The following is a 16,813-nucleotide window of genomic DNA, read 5'->3' as shown; positions in this document are numbered from 1 at the left end:
CCTGATGGATACTGATATACAAGCGAGCTCTACCGCGCTTTTCCAGAAAGGAATCTTGATCGGGCTAATACCTTTGGCGCTTGGTATTCTGGCCATAGCTTTTTTCCTTGGTGTAGGTCTTTTTGGGCATTCGCCAGTCGCAGATATAGGTCTACTCAGCATTCCCGTGATCGGGCTAGCCAGCCTGCTCTATCTCATAGAAGCCTATGGGCTTATGCTTCCCCACATTGCTGCAAAGACAAAGTTTCGGATGGGGCTTGGCCTTTTGTGCGGGCTCGGCCTGACTTACATCCTTACCTTCATTAGCGCTATCTGTTTCCTGATGTATCTCGACAAGCAGGCGTATGAGCACGGGTTAATCTTGTGGTTTATTGCCTATCTGGTTATCGGAGGAATGCCGCTTATCCTTGCCCTCATCCTCAAGCAAAAGCTAAAGCAGCAAAACGTGTAGGGATCTTGCTATAGCTCTGTGCTCCTTCGGCGTGGCTGCCTTTCTGGGAAACGCTTAGCTTATCCTGGAGATGCCTGCTGCATTGGCACATGCTCTCTTCGCGGCTGCGCCTGAGAGCTACACATCATAGGCAGAGAGCCGCGAAACTGAAGCCGGTCATTGCTGTAAACTAAGATCGGCGGGCTGGGCAATCTCGCGGACTACGTTCAGGAAGGCTTGGATGCAGGGCGAGGGATTATCGCGTTTGCAGACCACCGCATACTCGACAGGGGTGGCGGGCTCAATGAGGGGCCGATAGCTCACTTCATCCATGCGCAATCCACTCAGGCAGTCCGAAACCAGGGCAATACCTACGCCGGCTGCTACAAGGCCGATAACTGCTTGCTCGGATGTAGCTTCCTGAACGATGTTGGGACTGAAGCCGGCCGCCCGGCATAGCGTAATGATTTGATCGTAGATCAACGAGCGTTGTGTGCGCTCATACATTACAAATGGTTCTGTGGCCAGAGCGCGCAAAGGAATCTGCTCCAGCCTGGCGAGCTGATGATTTTTTGGCAGGGCGACTATGGCTTGCTCGTGCAGGAGCGTCTCATAGGTCAGTTCGGGAAAATGCAGCCCACGGATCGCCAGTCCCACATCAACGCTGCCCTCTGAAATGTGCTCTTCGAGTTCTGGTGAACACATCTCGCGCAGCGTCACGTGGACATCGGGAAAGCGCTCACGAAAGAGACGCACAGCTGCGGGCAAAAGATTGTAGAGGGCAATACTCACGTAGCCAAGTACTAACGAACCCACTTCCCCGCGGTCCGCGCGCCGGGCCGTTTCGATGCCCTGGCGCAGGTGGGCAAATGCGGCATAGACCTCATTTAGCAAGGCGCACCCGGCTGCTGTCAGTTCGACCCGGCGTGTGCTGCGCCGAAAAAGCGCCACTCCCAGTTCTTCTTCAAGTTGCTTGATTTGAAAACTGAGAGGTTGTTGGGCCATATGCAGGTGCTCGGCTGCTCGTGCAAAGTGTAGCTCTTCGGCGACGGCGACAAAATAGCGCAGGTGGCGCAACTCCATTTAAGGCTCTCCTTTTTTCATAGCAAAGGTGCGGCTTTGATTATGTATGTTATGAGTGTTAATCAAACAGAAATAAATGTTGGACAGGTGCTAGTATATCCTGTATCGTGTATCTCGACAAGTGGGAGGAGTTTAGTTCCTGCCATTAGGAAGTAGAGGAGATACTTATGCAGCGGATCGATATCACATTTGTTTCGCAGGGAGAGCGTTGTGGCGCCTGGCTGTATCTGCCAGCCGGCTCGGCTCCTTTTCCGTGTGTTATATTAGCCCATGGCCTTGGCGCGACGCGTGAAATGCGCCTGGATGCCTATGCGACGCATTTTGTGGAGGCTGGATTGGCGGCCCTGGTCTTCGATTATCGTGGTTTTGGGGCTAGCGAAGGCGTGCCGGGGCTTGTGGAGATTTCTGGCCTGCTGGCGGATTGGGCGGCAGCCATTGCTTATGCGCGCGCTCATGATAAGCTCGATGCTCGGCGCATTGCGCTCTGGGGAACCTCACTATCTGGGGGACATGTCATAGTTACAGCAGCGCGCACAGCTGGCCTGGCCGCAGTGGTCTCTACCAATCCCTTTACCGATGGCCTGACCAATCTCGCGGCGGCCAAACCTTTAGAGACATTGCCGCTACTAGGAATGGCTATCAAGGATTGGGGTAAGGGCTGGTTGAAGCAGCCGCCAGAGCTGATGAAGATTATGGGCCAGCCCGGCGAGCGCGCGCTCTTTGCCTCGTCAAGTTTTGCCAAAAACTATCAACTTCTGGTGCCTGAAAGCGTTCCCTGGGCCAATCGCATCAGCGCGCGGGCGCTTTTGCAGCTTCCATTCTATCGGCCCATAACGTATGCGCCTCGCGTGCAGTGTCCCTTGCTTCTCTGTGTGGGCGACCACGATTCGTGGGACTCGCCTCTTGCGGCGCTCAAGACCGCGCAGGCGGCTCCATATGGAGAAGTTCGGCACTACGATTGCGATCACTACGACTTTTACGTCGGCCCGATCTTTGAGCAAGCCGTAGCCGATCAGACAAGCTTTCTCGTAAAGAATCTTTTGCCCTGAGTTTGGCAAGTGTGAGGCCGGGGTACGCTGCTTAGCATCTTTGGACAATAAGATCAAGCAGGCAGCGACAAAGGCCCACCCTTCGCCATACGCATCGGTAGGATAAGGCTTTCTTGAAGGGATCATCCTTCGTTTTACCACTTTCTGACCCTTGAGTATTCCGGTCTACTCCTACTCAAGGGCCTGGAACCAAAGGAAAAAGCTATCTACCGGAGAGCTGGTCTACCAGAGGTGCAAATGCCTCCATTCTATGATCGAAGGTCATATAGTAGGAGACGCCGAACCTCTCCCGGCGCTCAAGCATCTGCTCGGCAATCTGTTCCACTGTGCCTACAAAGATGGTAGGCATCTCCAATATCTCCTCAATGGCGATACCGCTCCAGCCGCGTTTTTGCGCAATCTGTTCGGCTCCCTGACGGCGATTGTTGGTAAACACGGGCGTCGTCAGGACACTCAGCTCAAGCTGTGTGAAGCGCTCTCCCGCCGCCTCGCGTAGCCATGCGATCTTCTGATCGAAACGCTGTGCCGAGTATGCGGCAGGATCATCAGATGTAGGAAGCCCGGCGTTCAGAGGACCGGCCATGATGCCGACAATATCTGCTTCGCGCGCAGCTATGGCAAGCATGCGCCGCCCACCAGCGCCGATCAGGAGAGGGGGATGTGGTTGTTGAACCGGCGCCGGAAAGTTTTGAATGCCTGTGATCCTATAATGCTTGCCTGCAAGCGTGAACGACGTGCCTGCAAACAATCCTTTGAAGGTTTGCAAAGCCTCCTCTAACCGATCAATGCGCGTACCTGGCGGATCGAACGAGAGCCCCGCTTGCTCATATTCACTCCCCATCCAGCCTGCTCCTAACCCAAATTCAAAGCGCCCGCCAGAGAGCGCATCTAGCGTGGCGACTTCCTTGCCCAGTACTACCGGGTGACGGTAGTCGTTATCAAACACCATGCTGCCAATACGCAATTTGCTTGTCACCATCGCTGCCGCCATTAAAGCGGAAATAGGCGCAAACTGATCGCCAAACGTTCCGGGCACAAAATGGTCGCGCAGCAAGAGTGTTGCATATCCGAGTTCCTCCGCACGTCGTGCCTTCGCGAACCAGGCCTCGCGATCTCCCATTTCTTCACAGAGCACGCCAAAGCGAAAAGGCCGTTGCATAAATTTTCTCCTTTTGACTTTCGTTTGATGTAACATCATGCTCTACATGATAGCCTACAGAAGGATATGAAACTATCTGTTTCTTGCTGTCATATTCTCTGTGACCTTCGTTGGTGCTATCTGCTTCCTGATGTATCTTGGCAAGCAAGGGTATGATCACGGGATAGTCTTGTGGTTTATTGCCTACCACAAAGAAGTATGCTGAAGATAATACAGGAAGACTGCCCCAAAAGTGGAATGGCACTCGTTACTCATTACAGGAAGTAAAAAGAGTAGCTTGCTAGAAAAGGGAAGAAGCGTCAATATGTGGCGATTGCGAGCAACACCGGTCTGGTGGTCGTTTCCTCTTCCTGGACCGGCAACAAGCAACAGGCAGCAGCGGGGTTCCTGCACTCTGCGCTAGCCTGCTCACCCAAAAGCAAGAGACACCTGTTCTGCAAGAGGAAAGAAGACGCAGACGTAAAACATCAAGGAGGACACACGAAATGGCTCTTACTGCTAGTTCTGTAGGACTTATGAGGAACGCTGGCAACGTCAACGCCAACGATATCGCATCAACAAAGTATCTCATAGGGGGGCTGACATACGACCTGATCTGTCGAGGACCCGGAACGCTTCTCACCTGCGAGGCCGTGAGAATAGACAATCAGGGCGGCTTGAATGATGGGAGCGTGAATCTTCAAGTGCAACTGAATAGACGGCGCAGACCTGGTGAGGGTACCACCATTGCCACAGTGCTCCTTCCAGGAAGATACCTGACGGCACACTGGCCCGGAAACCATGAGGAAATCCAGAGAGTCGTCAGAAATGCGCTGCTCGCTAGTTTAACGTGTCTGCAAAACGGGGCGCCCCTGACCTACCAGGTCGAAGGCACACTATCCAATAGCGGAGGCCGGGAAGAGATGTAATCGGTAAGGATTTCCGTCAGCGCTCTGCTAAAGCTGACAGACGACAAGGGTAGCGTTGCTTGTCTCGGGCAAATTTCGTTCTTGCCCGGGACGCACGGATTGGCTTGCACGCCTCTCAAGGCTGAAGTGCAAGCGCGGCTGCCTGCTCCTGCATCCAGGTCCTTGCCGTCTGGATGAACAACCTGGCACCTCTTGGAGCTAACTCCTGAGATCGCGTGACGAGTCCAATCTTGATGTGTTGGGGAGGATCAAAAGGAAGCGCTACAACGCCTTCGAGCTTTTTCGGCAATACCATACGTGGTGTGAGCGAGACCCCAAGCCCTTCGCGTACCATGGCCAGAATGGTTGCGCTATCGCTGGCCTGATAGCGAATCCTCATCGGCCCAAAACCTGCAAGTTGCATAAAGAGACGCATACAATGAGTCTTTTCAAGAATAAAGCTCTCTTCACGCAGGTCGCTTTGCGTCACGGCCTTGCGCTTCCCCAGGCGATGCTCGGGCGAGACGAGCGCATACAATTCGTCTGTCAGCAGAAGTTGCCCATCAAGGCCATTGGCTGGCATAAGCATGAAGCCAACATCAATGATGCTGCTCTCGACCCACTCACCCACTTCGTGCATCGAACCATTAAAAAGCACTACTTCGATCTCGGGATGCTGGCGCTGGAAATGGGTTAAGAGGCTGGCGAACAGCTCTGGCGCCACCAGCGATTCAATGTTGCCCACGCGAACTTTCCCTGCAGCCTCGCCTCGCGCTGCCCTGGCCTCTTGTTCGATGGCTTCTGCCTGGGCCAGCAAAGCACGCACATGCGGCATGATTTTCTTACCAACGCCGGTAAGTACGACGCCTCCTTTGCGATTGCGCTCGAAAATGGTTATGCCTAGTTCTCGTTCGAGCGCCGCGATAGCATAACTCACCGCCGATTGCGTTAGATCAATCGCATAGGCTGCTTCAGTAAAACTGCCAGTTTCGGCCAATGCTACCACGCTCTGCAGTTGGGAGAAATTCATATAAAAATCTTTCATGGAGCTATGAGAAGTATGATTTGCGCTCATTCTAGCAGATCGGGTATACTCCTGACAAGTCAGAAATTGCTAAGACAGAAAAAACAAATGGAGAATATATGAACAAGAATGAATCGGGGCGGCAAAAGATTCGGAATGCTGCCGCGCAGATACCAGAGCCGCACATCCTGGCAAGCAAGGAGGTTGCAAGCCGTATCCAGGTGGGCCATGTGGTGCTCCTGGGAGCAATGATGGCGATTGGTCCGCTGTCTACCGATATGTATTTGCCAGCTCTGCCCGTGCTTAGCCACGAACTGGGTGCAACGATGTCCCAGACACAAATTACCTTGACGGCTACCCTCCTGGGTATGGCCCTGGGCCCGTTGTTGATAGGCCCGCTCAGCGATGCGCGTGGTAGACGCGGACCTCTGCTCATCGGTATGAGCTGTTATGTGGTTCTATCTCTGCTGTGTCTCATTGCTCATTCGATTGGTCTCCTCATCGTGCTACGGTTTGCGCAAGGGTTCGCTGCATCGGCTGGAATCGTGATTGCGCTTGCCATTGCACGTGATCTCTATGCCGGGCGTGCCCTGGCTCGTTGCGTCTCTCTGCTGATGATGGTGAACTTCCTGGCGCCGATCGTTGCCCCCGTACTCGGCGGCCTGTTGCTCAGCTTTACCTCCTGGCGAGGAGTCTTTGTCTCGCTCGCCCTCTTTGGTATCGCGCTCGTGCTTGTGGTCGCCTTTGGACTCAGCGAGACGCTGCCGCCAGCCCGGCGCCAGGACGGCGGCTTCTCCGCCTCGCTGGCGGAATTCCGCTTTCTGCTCTTCAATGGCCGCTTCGTTGGTTGCGCGCTCTCGCTTGGCTTCACCTTCACAGCTATTTTCGTCTACATTGCCAGTTCTCCTTTCATCTTTGAGAACATCTATGGCCTTTCGCCCCAAAGTACCAGCCTTGTCTTCGGGGTTATAGCCCTGGGCATCCCGATCACGGCTCAGCTCAATGCCAGGCTCCTGACGCGGATATCAGCACAGGAACTGCTAATCTGGGGAGCCAGCGCTATTGCCCTTGGAAGCATTGCCTTGATTGCTGCTGTCATCACGGGAGTTGGTCTTATCGGCGTGCTGCCGTCGTGTTTCCTCATCGTCACTAGCGTGGGCCTCATCACGCCGAATGCGACGGCGCTCGCCCTGAGTAAGGCCAGGGCAGCCGGAAGCGCCTCAGCCCTGCTGGGTGTCTTGCAGATTGGCCTTGCGGTAGTTGTGGCGCCGCTGATTGGCCTGGCCGGTAGTAAGAGCGCTCTGCCTATGGCGGCGACTATCGCTGGCTCTGGCCTTGCCACCCTGCTAACGGTAGTGGTGCTCAGCCGCTCTGGAAAGGGCAACTAGATTACCCCTATCAGCCGCTCGTGTGCCGAAGCAGGGAGGTCAGTGCTGCTCTGTACCATCAACTTTCACGGTAGTCTATTTGCCGGGCTTGACAAATGTTCTATTTCGTTGTATTCTACCACCAGGTTAATTAACTTGATGGTTTAATACATTTGCGAAATCTCTTCAAGATCAATGAGAGAGCAACGCTGCTGGCGAATGGAGGGAACGAATTGGCAGCACCGACACCATCCACCCAGGTACCTGATCCGCTGAGTGCAACTTTTGCGGCCCTTGCCGATCCCACGCGTCGCGCTATCCTGGCCCGACTCAGCCAGGGGGAGGCGACTGTCAATGAGCTTGCGGCACCTTTCCAGATGAGCTTGCCCGCGATTTCAAAGCACATCAAAGTGCTTGAACGTGCCAGGCTGATCACGCGCGCACGGAAAGCACAGTGGCGTCCATGCCGACTTGAACCGCAGGCGCTCAAAGCTGTCTCCGATTGGGTTGAGTACTACCACCGGCTCTGGGATGACAGCCTTGACAGTCTTGACGACTACTTACAGAAATTACAGGCACAGGACCACGCTCAAGCCGAGCCAAATGGAGAAACATTGTGAAAGAAATGAATACTGATACTGTGGAGCAAACAGAGCAGGAACTGATCTTTACGCGCCTACTTGCCGCACCGCGAGAGGTGGCCTTCGCCGTCTTTACCACGTCTGAGCACCTGGCCCAGTGGTGGGGACCAAAGGACTGGACACTTCCTGTCTGTACCATCGACTTTCGCCCTGGTGGAGTCTGGCATTTCTGCCTGCGCTCTGCTACTGGTCAGGAGGAGACATGGGTCAAAGCTGTCTATCGTGAAATCGTCAAGCCAGAACTGATAGTCTTCACTGAGATCTTTGCCGATGCGCAAGGCAATGTGGTTGATGAACTGCCAGAGCGGCTCATCACCGTGACGTTCGCTGAGCACCAGGGCAAGACAAAGCTTACCATCTGTATTCGCTATGCCTCGGCCGCAGTCCTGCAGACAGTCCTGGCCATGGGTGCCATTCAGGGCTTCAAGGAGGGTTGGGATCGCCTCGAAGCATATCTGACCCGCCTGCATGGCAAGTAGAAACTACTTTATCGGCTCTCAAGAAAAGGAGAATTCCGTGAGAAAAATTGTTGTCGCCCCATTCGTGACTCTCGACGGCGTAATGCAGGCTCCAGGCGAGCCAGATGAAATCAAGCATGGCGGCTGGCTGATTCCATTCATCAACGATGAACTGTTGAAACATCAACTTGTGGAATACCTGACCGCTGATGGCCTTCTTCTGGGACGCCTGACCTATCACATGTTTTCAACTAGTTGGCCAACGATGACGGATGAAGGTCTCATCGAGGGCATGTCTGCTCGTATGAATGAGATGCCCAAGTATGTGGTTTCAAAGACCCTCACGGAGACGCCCTGGAATAATAGCAGGCTGCTTGAGGGCGATCTTGCGCAGGCGATAGCCCGACTCAAGCAAGGAGGAGATCGGAACATCATCGTGGGTGGTAGTTGCGATCTGGTCCATTCCCTCATTCAACAAGACCTTGTGGATGAGTACCAGTTCATCGTTGCTCCTGTCATCGTGGGCAACGGAAAGCATGTCTTTCGAGACGGAACCGAGAAGATGAAGACCCTCAAACTTACGGGGACTAAGATCTTCAGCAATGGGGTTATGGTTCTGACCTACCAACCTCTGAGAAACGCCTGACCCCCATCACGGCTTTCCATTATTAGCAATCGTTGCTCCTGATTCTCTGCATGGGGAGCGGTTTTCCCGGGCTGCGAAGTGTTTCATTCCATCCCTCAATGCACATATGAGCTGAAGGGTAAAAATTGACGCGGGTGCCTGGAAAAACTTCTTCCCATCGGGTATACTTTTCTCGAAATAGCTAAATGGCCTTCTTCATTGTAAAGAAGATTGATCGAAGGATAAGCCCCATCGCTAGCGCTCTCTCCTGGTAAGGGCGTTCTCCGGTTCAAACCGCGCACCCGACGCGAGCTGCAAACTCCTCTGACAGAGAAGCGTTGGTCGGTCATAGGAAAAACAGACTGGAGGGTGCCTGGAGGATAAAGGATGGCTTCAGCGCTATCTGAACGTCTCCCAACGAAACGTTCTCATTCCTTCTTTTCGTCTCTGCAAAGAAGGAAGCAGTAAGAAAAGGGAGTTTTGATGATTGAGGATCACGGCGCCAACCTCGATGCCTATCGGCTCATATGGGGCGAAAGCGCTTTCGACGAGGCTGCCGAGCGGCGCACCCAGCGAGCGACGTTCGTTCTCTGGCCGGGCCAGACTCTACAGGTGCTTTGCATAGGAATGGGGCCGCCCTCTACGCTCCACCATCACTATGCCACGCAACTTGGTATCAGCCTGGGCTCTCCTTTTCTTGTGCGCACGCGTGCGAGCGGGCCATACACCGAGCAGCAGAGCTTCATAGCCGGCCCAAATGTTCCCCACCAGGTTGAGACAACGGGGATGTCTTCCTTTGTGCTCTGGAGCGAGTCCCGTGCGCTGGCTGATCTCGCCCACCGCCTGCGTAGCACGTCAGCCTCCGTGCTGCCCACCCTGCCTGAGGAACTGCTCAGCGCCCTTTTGCCAGTCCTGCTGGCCTCAGCTGGGCATGTGCCCGACGAACAGGCCAGACAAGCCCTCCTCTCACAAATCCTTACTGCGCTGATCGGCTCGACCTGGAATGAGGACTCCGACGATCCGCGTATTGCGACGGCCCAATCTCTGGTGACTCCTCAGTTCCTTGTTCAGCAAGCCCAGCCGATTACGTCCCTGGCTACATGCGTACATCTCTCGCCTAGCCGCTTTCGCCACCTCTGGCGCAGCGCGATGGGGATGTCAGTGCAGAGCTATCTGCGTTGGAAGCGCTTGATGGCTGCTGGATATATCAGCGCACGCGGGGTTTCCCTTACCGAGGCTGCTCATGCTGTGGGTTTCGCCGACTCTGCGCATCTGACGCGCGTCTTTCATGCCACATTCGGCATGCCACCATCGCGCATCTTCAAAAATGGCCACGCTTTGCAAGTTATTTCCAGCGTTGAGGAAGCATATGGCCTGAAAGATCTTTTTGTCCCTTCTGCATAAAGCGCCTTGGCCATATCAAGCCAGCCTTGAAGAAGCTTCCCCGTTCGCTAAAGCCAGCTTGCCCAACTCTCCTATTTTTCTCTCACCTCGATTTGCTGACCGCGAACTGCTCAGCAGGTTTTGTCCCTGTGGGCAGAACGTTGCGGATCACCTCTGGCGTCAAATCTGCGAACTTTTTCAAATGTAGCCATCTCGTTCAAGCCCATCTGGCTACCGGGCGCATATGATTGAGACAGCCACACAGAAGGTGCTGAGCAGAAGATCAGCAGCCCAAATATGCTTGTGGTCACTCAATGTAAGGCTAATCAAAAGATACGTTATCCCCTATAACTGGAGCTAATCTTAAGTATGAAGCCGCTCTAGAGGCTCTTTTACGCCACTTTAGTACTTTTCTATTATAATTGCGATTTTCAGACCATAACGGAAATTGGTAGCAAACGAGGTGGGATAAAATGAGACTAATCGAAATTCTGTTATTGTTAGCCGATTTTCTCACATTTCTAGTAATCGCCGTGCCAAGCCTCCAGGCTGTGCGTTGGCTGGGAGGCATAGTACTCATCATGCTCGCTCTGGCACTGGCTCAGGACCGGCCGCGCTGGCAAATGATCCCGGCATATGTGCTGACGGGGCTCTTCTTGCTCGTCTGGTTGCTGCAGAATTTTGCGCCAATCGATGTTGTGGGTTTTGCGCTCGTCCTGTGCATCCTTGGCTTAGCTATATCAACTGCTCTGCCAATCGTCCTCCCTGTCTTTAGTTTTCCCCGTCCCACTGGCCCATACGCTATCGGAACCGTCACCTACCATTGGACGGATGCCAGTCGTCACGAGGTTTTTAGCACCGACAAAAATAGGAAACGTGAGCTGATGGTGCAGGTGTGGTACCCAGCCAGAAAAGGCTCGTCATCCGCGCATGCCCCATATATGCAAGATGCCGACGCGGTGACGCCCGTCCTGGCTGCAGTTTCAGGTTTTCCGGGGTTCTTCCTGCAACATCTCAAATATGTCACAACTAATGCTACTGAAGCGGCCCCCGTGGCGGCTGATCAAGCCAGCTACCCGGTAATCATTATGCTGGAGGGACGCCGAGGCTATCGTCAGATGCTCACCTATGAGGTGGAGGCGCTGGTCTCGCACGGCTACATTGTCGTGGGCCTCGATCAGCCAGGAATTGCCGCCACTGTGGTGTTTCCTGATGGACACCAAATAGCTCTGACCGGGCTGCTAGATCAGGTGAATTCCCTGGTTGATCAGAGCCTTGATCCCGCTAGCGTGGCGCCGCAGTTCAACGGCCGGACCTTCAAGGATGGGATTAGTAAGTACTTTGCCCAGGATGTCAGCTTTACGCTTGATCAGCTTGCCGCCCTCAATACGAAAGATCCACAGGGCATCCTGAGCGGAAAGCTGGATCTAGCCCATACGGGTGTGGTAGGCTTCTCGGACGGCGCTATGGTGGGGGCTGATGCCAGTTTGCGAGATCAACGCATCAAAGCAAGTCTGTTGATAGACAATGCGATGCCCGCCGCTGTGGTGAAGGAGGGCTTGCGGCAGCCAGCCATGTGGATTACGCGACCGGCTGAGTGGATGCGGCGCGATGGGCAAAAATCTAGCGACTGGTCAGAGAAATATATCGTGCTGGCCCAGACCACGATGCGCAAGGTGTATAGCAGCTTGCCAGCTGATGGCTACTTTGTGCAGATACCCGGCACGCTCCACATCGATTTCAATGATGCTGACCTGATCTCGCCGCTGTTCCCGGCTGTCGGCCTCAGTGGCCCAATTGGGAGCCAGCGGGCGCATGAGATCGTCAATGCCTACGCGCTGGCCTTCTTCGACAACCATCTCAAAGGGGAGCCCGCCGCGCTGCTGGATGGGCCATCAACGCAGTATCCCGAAGTCGTCTTTGACAAGCATTAGCCATAATCCGCTACTGGGGTCAGGTTGGGAGGTTTGATATGGGAAAGGCCCCCGCGAGCGCCGGTTATGGATGAACTGGAGAGCGGGGGCAAGCGTCTCACAAAACCCTGGATTCTTGAGACAAAGGCTAACAGCATGAGCAGGCAAAGAAACGAAAAGAGATAAAGCGTCAACCAAACGCAGCGGAAAAGCAAGGGAGGCCGCCTTTCCCCTGTGATCAATCCAGGGACAAGGCGGCCACAGCCTCAATAGCAGGCGCGACGCGGGTTTTGAAAGGGCCGCCTCGGCGCAAAACCCAGGAAGATGGGGTTCGCTTCTTGATCTCTTCTCCTAGCACCAATCGGTGAAACGATCATTGAGATAGGCGTGTTTGGCTTTCTCGTCACGCGAGGATCGCAAGTACCGCACCCATGCCTGCCGCTCGTGCCAGACCGGCCCCAACTCCCACACACAGTAGGTTGCTCTATGCTCGTCTGCAAAAAGGATTGGCTTATACCCACCAGCCTGCGTTAAATCCTTCGCATAGACCGATTCCCACATCTCGTTGGTGTTGCGCCAGGTCGTGAGAAGCAGAAGAAGGGCCGATCCACAATGATGCAGGATCGCAAAACCCAATTCACCATTGATCAAGAGCCGCGCTTCCACTATCTCTGTCTTCACAAAAGCACGACTCTCTTCAGCTTGCTCCTGCGAAATCCTTTTATCAGGATGGGAAATATCGTACCATTTGAGGTACACATTCGGCAGGTTCAGATCTTCTCCACTGGTAACCTGCTTCTCATAATAGGTATACCCTTCAGGGACAACGTTCCCTATGTCTTTGAGGTGAGGAATCTTTTCACTTTTTGTCTCTGACATCTCTCTTCTCCTTGCGTATTCTTTCTTCAAATGATACCGTATAAGTGGAGGATAAAAAAGTGCCACTTTCTCTCTGTTTTACTAGACCAGTTTGTGAGCATATTGAATAGAGAAAATATGAAACAACAGAAGATATCAAGTTTCCGGAGAGAAGCAAAAAGCTATTTGACAAGCAAAACATGTTCAGAAACGTTCGACAGTTACATGAGACATATGGTTCTGCTTTTTCTGAGCGAAGCGCGCTGATTCCGCAAGCACGGATTTCTCTTAACGCATCGCAAAACCTCAGGTCATTGAGGGGAAACCTGAGATATGTGGAGGAGCTTACGAGGATTGGGTATGTCAGTGTTTCCAAACAGGACCTTTTCTCCGCCGCAATCCCTTAGCGGAATTTTGAGGGGTTTTTATGTCAGGACCCTATCAACGTAGTATCCCGAAGTCATCTTTGACAAGCATTAGCCATAATCCCGCTATTGGAGTCAGCTTGGGAAGTTTGACGTGGGAAAGGCCCCGCGAGCGCCGGTCATGGATGGACTGGAGCGTGGGGGCAAGCGTCACAAAACTCTGGCTTCTTGCGACTCACTGCAAAACTCCCTTGATGCATCTCCCATTGCCAAACAAGCTGCGAGAGGCTGATTCGGCAATGGGAAAAAATCGGATGGATCTTTACGCCCATGAAAGAGATTTTGATTTTCTGTAGTCTCTTATAGTATTTTATGCATGAAGGGAATTTTGCGAAGAACGTAACCTGCAAAGAAACACAACGGCACAGCGATGAGAACCACTAGCGCAAATTTGAGTAAGGGATACAATGCGATAGAGCGAGCAGCATATGCCAGTGGAACAATGATCAGAGGATGGATCAGGTAGACCGTGTAGGCGGCTTCAGAGAGCGCCTTTCTCAGCCTTCCCTGGGCATTCAAATGCCTGCGAAACAGCACTAACAGCCCTATGCACAACCCGACACAGACAACCGACTCCCATAGTGCGTAGAGCAATGCCTGCCAAGCCCACCCTCCCTCGAAGAGGTCTGCGTGGCCTACCACTCCCAGCGCAAGGATCATGAGGGGAAACAAGAGCATTGCCCCAATAGCGATCCTCAGCCAGACTCTTCCCAGCGCATCGGGAAGATACAGGAACCAATTGTGACGATAGGCTACGAGACCGATGGCAAACAGGCTGATATACTGCGCAAATTCAGCCAATTGGAAGCCGAATATTGCATAGGAGCCCAGTGGCCACCAGATACGCACCACAAAGGTAACGACAGTCAAGGCAAGGACAAACAGGAGCGTACTGCTGAAGGTCGGCGGATGGCCCTCGGTCTTGAGCTGGCTTGTCTGCTGCCTGGTGAACCAGCGCCCCAGAGCATACAGCACAGCGAAAAAGAGCAGTGCGAGAATGAACCAGGAAGGCCCAGTACCGATCATCTTCCCTTGGAGCAAGAAGGCACCGTAAAAACTCCAATAGGATTGGTGGACGCCACCGGCCATAAAGAGGACAAGAGGATCAAACACAAGATCATAGACCAACAACGGGATGCCTAGACGTAAGGATCTCTCCCATAGAAAGGTGCGCCCGCCTTTGCGGTCGTATGATCCAGGGGTAAAGTACCCGGAGAGCAGAAAGAAGAAACCCATGAAAAACGCTTGATCGATGGCGACCAGGATACTCAGGACGACAGTTGCCAGCATATCCTTGTTCGGATCTTGAAAATACCACGCCCCAAGAGCACCATAGGTGATCGCCAGATGATGCACAATGACCAGGATAGTAAGCGACACGCGCAGGTTGTCAACGAAAAAGACGCGCGTCCGCTTGGGGGCTGGAAACTCCGCATTGAGGGCCTGAGGTGCCGCAAGCTCACCGTGGAGAGGAGTTCGTTCAACGTGTGATGACATGTTTGATCCTTTTTTACTCAAAGAGCTGAGGGAGCGAAGAATGGTTGAAGAAAGGTTTCTGTGGTTCCTCAAACAAGGAGGCAGGGAAGCCATGCTTCATGACGTGCAACACCCGATCTGCCATGAGGTCTGGGCCTGGTTCGTCCTGTTCATCCCACCAACAGTGGAAGGCTCGGTCCATCAGACCTTCCAGCAGTGAAGCGAGCAAGGGAATTTCCTCTTCAGAGAACGGAGAAAGGTCGGGAACCTGCTCAAGGAAACGCATGAACATCTCCAGAAGCATTCCTGGCCCACCAGAGCGGGCCGCAACTCCTTCTCCCGTCCTCTCAATACGAAGAATATCGCGTTGCGCGTACACTTGATGAAAAATGGCACGAACGACCACAGACAGAGAAGGATGGTCCTCGTGCTCTATCTCCTCCCTCACCTGCTGGCGTATGGCTTCGCGTCCTTCAGTCAGAACAATATTGAAGATCGTCTCTTTATCGCGGAAATGCAGGTAAAAGGTACCAACACCAACCGCAGCCGTGTCGGTAATTTCAGTGATCGTGGCGTCATGATAGCCACGGGTTGCAAACACCTTGCGGGCCGCCACAAGAAGGCTGGCACGGGTGCGCGCCCGTCTTCTCGCTCCTCTTGGTAGCTTCACTTGCTGACTTTCTTGATCCATGCTCTTTCCATTTCTGAATATGATTTCAGTTTCAGAAATGAATATACCCTACCGACTGGTATCTGTCAAGAGGAAAATGAACGTCTTCAAGCATTAGTCAGCTTTGCAAAGCATCAGCCATAATCGGCCTGGGAACGTTCCAGGCACGTGACTCTCCCTTTGCGCACTGCTCTTGTGTGTTGGGCATGTAAGTCAATGTTTACACGTACTTGGTATAAGCAGCACAGCAATAGGCTCGGCTTCAAAAGCGCCAGAGAGGTGGATTGTTGTACATCGTTTTTGTAAATTCAGCCTCTCTGCACGCATTGGAGCCCCAATAGGAAACCTCCCTCTCCATTCCGGTCGCGAACACATCATTTGTTCTGGCTTCCAAAACTCTTCTGTGAGTCTCAGATACTCATCTCACTCGTCGAGATATGAGATTTTGATTATGACACGTTTTTTGACATTCTCTCAGGGATCAGGCCATGTTCGCGGTTGCTATGCTGACTCGCATATGGTGAACTGAACAGCGAGTGTCAAAAAAGGGGTCGATTCTGAGAGGGACAATCCCGTTGTGGTATGGATGCTGAGCATTAGCCCACGAATCGATATCCAATGCCCCACACCGCGACCAGCTTGTCGCCGAAAGGACCAAGTTTCTTTCTTAATCGCTTGATCTGGGTATCAACGACACGATCCAATCCCTCGTAGTCGTTCCCCCAGATCTGCTCAATGAGGAATTCACGACCAAAGGTTCTCCCAGGATAAGAGGCTAGCAGCAGAAGCAGATCATATTCTTTGCGTGTCAGATCGATGATCTCATTATCCAGGGTAACCACTCGTTCATCCTGGCAGATACAAAGTGATCCTCGCCTGAGCGGAGGAGTCGTTGGGAGGTGTAGAGGGACGTGGCTTGTCGCTTCATCTGGTTGCTTGGCGCCAGGTGTGAGCCTCGTCCCTCGCTCAAAGGCCACACGGCGTAAGACAGCCGAGATCCTCGCACGAAGTTCTTGCATGCTAAAGGGCTTGCTCACATAGTCATCGGCTCCCACCTCCAGACCTAGGACGCGATCAACGAGCGCCGTTCGAGCCGTGAGCATCACAATCGGTATCAGATAACGCTCTCTAATGCGACGGCAGACCGCTAATCCATCCAGGTCGGGAAGCATCCAATCCAGAATGATGAGATCGAAGGATTGCTTTTCCACATACTGGACGGCTGTCACTCCATCAAATGCCTGTACAACCTTCTGTCCGTCAGCCTCTAGTTCCGCTCGAATCAAGTGACTCAGGTCAACTTCATCCTCAACAATCAGAATTGTCGCCATCACGCCTTTCTTTCATCTGGAAACTTCTCTGCCT

16 protein-coding genes are annotated in these 16,813 nt (G+C 53.3%); 9 read left to right on the top strand and 7 right to left on the bottom strand.

What is annotated here, in order from left to right; translation table 11 throughout:
* The first annotated feature begins 4 nt into the window (after positions 1 to 4).
* Positions 5 to 451, top strand: coding sequence for a hypothetical protein (locus EPA93_RS27100; protein ID WP_129890503.1), 447 nt, complete (start codon positions 5 to 7; stop codon positions 449 to 451).
* Positions 452 to 607: 156 nt separating this feature from the next.
* Here EPA93_RS27100 and EPA93_RS27095 read toward each other — a convergent pair whose 3' ends face one another.
* Positions 608 to 1,513, bottom strand: coding sequence for a LysR family transcriptional regulator (locus EPA93_RS27095; protein WP_129890502.1), 906 nt, complete (start codon positions 1,511 to 1,513; stop codon positions 608 to 610).
* A 167-nt stretch (positions 1,514 to 1,680) separates the two neighbouring features.
* On the opposite strand from EPA93_RS27095, the gene EPA93_RS27090 reads away from it, so the two are divergent.
* Positions 1,681 to 2,562: an alpha/beta hydrolase gene (locus tag EPA93_RS27090; protein ID WP_129890501.1), complete on the top strand. Its 882-nt coding sequence runs from the start codon at positions 1,681 to 1,683 to the stop codon at positions 2,560 to 2,562.
* 202 nt (positions 2,563 to 2,764) lie between these two features.
* Here the strand turns inward: EPA93_RS27090 and EPA93_RS27085 are convergent, their stop codons facing one another.
* A complete protein-coding gene (locus tag EPA93_RS27085) occupies positions 2,765 to 3,721 on the bottom strand; it encodes a TIGR03621 family F420-dependent LLM class oxidoreductase (protein WP_165423419.1) in 957 nt (318 codons plus the stop codon).
* 485 nt (positions 3,722 to 4,206) lie between these two features.
* Between EPA93_RS27085 and EPA93_RS27080 the strand changes: the two genes are divergently transcribed.
* Positions 4,207 to 4,629 (top strand): hypothetical protein, encoded by a 423-nt coding sequence (locus EPA93_RS27080; RefSeq protein WP_129890499.1) that lies wholly within the window; start codon positions 4,207 to 4,209, stop codon positions 4,627 to 4,629.
* Between the two features lie 115 nt (positions 4,630 to 4,744).
* Here EPA93_RS27080 and EPA93_RS27075 read toward each other — a convergent pair whose 3' ends face one another.
* On the bottom strand, positions 4,745 to 5,638 hold the full coding sequence (locus EPA93_RS27075) for a LysR family transcriptional regulator (RefSeq protein ID WP_129890498.1): 894 nt from the start codon (positions 5,636 to 5,638) through the stop codon (positions 4,745 to 4,747).
* 113 nt (positions 5,639 to 5,751) lie between these two features.
* On the opposite strand from EPA93_RS27075, the gene EPA93_RS27070 reads away from it, so the two are divergent.
* The 6 genes from EPA93_RS27070 (at position 5,752) to EPA93_RS27040 (ending at position 12,040) form a co-directional block, all read left to right on the top strand.
* Entirely contained in the window at positions 5,752 to 7,020 is a 1,269-nt protein-coding gene (locus tag EPA93_RS27070; protein ID WP_207229220.1) for a multidrug effflux MFS transporter, read from the top strand.
* A 212-nt stretch (positions 7,021 to 7,232) separates the two neighbouring features.
* Positions 7,233 to 7,619 (top strand): ArsR/SmtB family transcription factor, encoded by a 387-nt coding sequence (locus EPA93_RS27065; RefSeq protein WP_207229219.1) that lies wholly within the window; start codon positions 7,233 to 7,235, stop codon positions 7,617 to 7,619.
* Between the two features lie 5 nt (positions 7,620 to 7,624).
* The gene (locus EPA93_RS27060; protein WP_129894666.1) at positions 7,625 to 8,119 is read left to right on the top strand and encodes an SRPBCC domain-containing protein; all 495 of its coding nucleotides are present in this window, start codon (positions 7,625 to 7,627) and stop codon (positions 8,117 to 8,119) included.
* Positions 8,120 to 8,156: 37 nt separating this feature from the next.
* A complete protein-coding gene (locus EPA93_RS27055; RefSeq protein ID WP_129890497.1) occupies positions 8,157 to 8,744 on the top strand; it encodes a dihydrofolate reductase family protein in 588 nt (195 codons plus the stop codon).
* 462 nt (positions 8,745 to 9,206) lie between these two features.
* Positions 9,207 to 10,127: a helix-turn-helix transcriptional regulator gene (locus tag EPA93_RS27045; RefSeq protein ID WP_129890496.1), complete on the top strand. Its 921-nt coding sequence runs from the start codon at positions 9,207 to 9,209 to the stop codon at positions 10,125 to 10,127.
* 452 nt (positions 10,128 to 10,579) lie between these two features.
* Entirely contained in the window at positions 10,580 to 12,040 is a 1,461-nt protein-coding gene (locus EPA93_RS27040; RefSeq protein WP_129890495.1) for an alpha/beta hydrolase family protein, read from the top strand.
* Positions 12,041 to 12,370: 330 nt separating this feature from the next.
* Here the strand turns inward: EPA93_RS27040 and EPA93_RS27035 are convergent, their stop codons facing one another.
* From EPA93_RS27035 to EPA93_RS27020, 4 genes are all read right to left on the bottom strand, one after another.
* The gene (locus EPA93_RS27035; protein WP_129890494.1) at positions 12,371 to 12,898 is read right to left on the bottom strand and encodes a hypothetical protein; all 528 of its coding nucleotides are present in this window, start codon (positions 12,896 to 12,898) and stop codon (positions 12,371 to 12,373) included.
* A gap of 704 nt (positions 12,899 to 13,602) precedes the next feature.
* Entirely contained in the window at positions 13,603 to 14,799 is a 1,197-nt protein-coding gene (locus tag EPA93_RS27030) for an acyltransferase family protein (protein WP_165423418.1), read from the bottom strand.
* A gap of 13 nt (positions 14,800 to 14,812) precedes the next feature.
* Positions 14,813 to 15,469: a TetR/AcrR family transcriptional regulator gene (locus EPA93_RS27025; RefSeq protein ID WP_129890492.1), complete on the bottom strand. Its 657-nt coding sequence runs from the start codon at positions 15,467 to 15,469 to the stop codon at positions 14,813 to 14,815.
* Between the two features lie 575 nt (positions 15,470 to 16,044).
* Complete coding sequence (locus tag EPA93_RS27020; protein WP_129890491.1) at positions 16,045 to 16,779, bottom strand: response regulator transcription factor; 735 nt, start codon at positions 16,777 to 16,779, stop codon at positions 16,045 to 16,047.
* Positions 16,780 to 16,813: the final 34 nt, after the last annotated feature.

It is taken from the genome of Ktedonosporobacter rubrisoli (genome assembly GCF_004208415.1).
In the GTDB taxonomy this organism is placed as follows: Bacteria; Chloroflexota; Ktedonobacteria; order Ktedonobacterales; family Ktedonobacteraceae; genus Ktedonosporobacter; species Ktedonosporobacter rubrisoli.
The sequence above is the reverse complement of the archived record's forward strand: the minus strand, read 5'-3'. Positions and strand labels throughout refer to the sequence as shown.